Here is a 1,830-nt window from a genome sequence, read left to right on the forward strand (position 1 = left end):
GATGGTTGCTGCCTTGGCGGAGTCCATCGGGCGGTAGAGCAGGGAGATGCGTTTGCGGTCAATGTCCCCGTGCGGGGCCAGCAGCCGCGACAGGACGTAGGAGTTCACGGACCCGCGGGGCGCGCCCGTCATGGTCCAGGAGGCCGAGAATGCGGAGTCGTGGCGGTAGTCGTCCCAGTTGGCCTGCGTCGCGGTGGGGCCGGCCTCGCCCCAGGTCAGGGAAACCGGGGTGCCCGCGGCGTGGGCCTCGTCAATGATCAGCGCGGCCGGCGGGTCGTAGGCGATCCGGACGACCTCGCAGAGTTCCTGTGCGGACATGGGCCGGGCGATCCCGGCTCCGGTGGACTGGAGCCGTGCCGACAGGCCGGGGATCCGGGAGGCCAGGTCGCGGGCGACGTCTTCGGGGGTGCGTTTCTTCGACCCTGCCCGGAGGGAGGCGTTGAAGGTCAGGGACACCCAGGCGCGGACCGTGGCCGATCCTTCGGGGTAGGTCTGGACGACCTCGTGGAGCATATCCTTGGCGAACTGCGGTGCGTTCGGGTCAATGTTCATCATGACTTCGTTCCGCAGCCGGTACCCGGAGTCCGGGGCGGTCTCAACGGTGACGGCAGCGGCGTCCAGGCCGGCCTCGTCGGCCAGACCGGCGAGCCAGCCGCCCCAGTTAGCCACCCATGCATCAACCTGCTCCGGGTCCACGAGGGAAGCCCCGTCCGGTTCGGTGGAGAAGATCACCGTGAAGTGGCTGGTGGCCGGCACGTGCAGCATGGCGAACGGACGCTTGTAGGAGTCGGTGAACTCGTACAGGGTGGACTTCGCAGCCAGCCCTGGGAGCTGGTACATGCCCCATTCAGTCACGCCCAGCGGCCCCGAGCGGTACAGGTTGGTCCCAGAGGACTTCGAGACCTTGAACGCCATGCGGATCCCCAGACGGTCCACGACGGACTGGCCGTGCTTGTCCTTGACGGTCAGAAGCAGTGCGCAGGCGCCGGCAACGGCGAGGACGCCAAGGCCGACGAATAGGCCCCAGATGGCGAAGCTGACGATGCCCAGGAGGAGGCCGACCATGACGATGCCGGTGCCGATAGCGCCGAGATTGCCTAACCCGGCTGAGCGCGGGACGCGCCAGTTGCCGTAGGACGGTTCTTTGTATTCGGTGTTAATTGCTGCCACTGGGGCCCTCCCCGGTTGAATCCTGAGCGGTCGTCTTGATTGCCTCTGATGTCCTGGACACCACCTGTACGCCTGTCGCTACGGCCATGCCAGCCGGGCCCGCCGCCGTGGCTCCCGTCGCGGCCCCAGCACCTCCGGCCGGTGATGCAGCTCCCGCTTTGCCTGCGGTGCCAGCGGCGCCACGCGGACTCGAAGAGCCAGGCGTTGGCTGCCCTCCCCCACCACGGGGGCCTGAATGTCCAGAACTACCCTTGGGAGAATTGCCTGCGTTCGTGCTGGTTGTGCTGCTGGTGCTGGCTGGGGTGGGCGCTGCATTGCCCCGTCCACTGCCAACTCGGCCCATGGACACAGCCCCGGTGGCGAGGGCACCCACGGCGGCTCCTGCCGCTGCCCCACTGCCAGCGGCAACGGCTCCCACCATCGGCGTGACGAACCGCATCAGGGCTGGAAGCGCGAACAACGCCACGATCATCAACGTGAACCCGCTGATGGAACCCACCAGAGCGTCACGGCCGCTGGTGTTGCCCATCAGTAGAAACGCGACCGAATACACGATCGCCGCCGCCGGCTTGTAAAGGATGAAGGCGATAGTCCAGCCGACGGCCTTTTGGAACCATTGCCTGCCCATTTCCGTGTTCGTGAATGCGGCCGTGGTGGGCA

General features: G+C 67.1%; 2 protein-coding genes. One reads left to right on the forward strand and one right to left on the reverse strand.

All coding sequences use genetic code 11. From position 1 onward, the window contains the following. A partial coding sequence (locus AC5RWT_RS36965) for an SCO6880 family protein (RefSeq protein WP_494084554.1) occupies window positions 1-1,170 on the reverse strand: 1,170 nt, incomplete at its 3' end. A gap of 341 nt (window positions 1,171-1,511) precedes the next feature. On the opposite strand from AC5RWT_RS36965, the gene AC5RWT_RS36970 reads away from it, so the two are divergent. Further along, window positions 1,512-1,745, forward strand: coding sequence for a hypothetical protein (locus tag AC5RWT_RS36970; RefSeq protein WP_494084555.1), 234 nt, complete (start codon window positions 1,512-1,514; stop codon window positions 1,743-1,745). The last annotated feature ends 85 nt before the right edge of the window (window positions 1,746-1,830 follow it).

Source organism: Arthrobacter sp. Dra40, from assembly GCF_059091905.1.

Excerpts from the sequence above, each read along its gene's own strand:
- AC5RWT_RS36970 (WP_494084555.1), top strand. The coding sequence starts at position 1,512 with ATGGACACAGCCCCGGTGGCGAGGGCACCCACGGCGGCTCCTGCCGCT.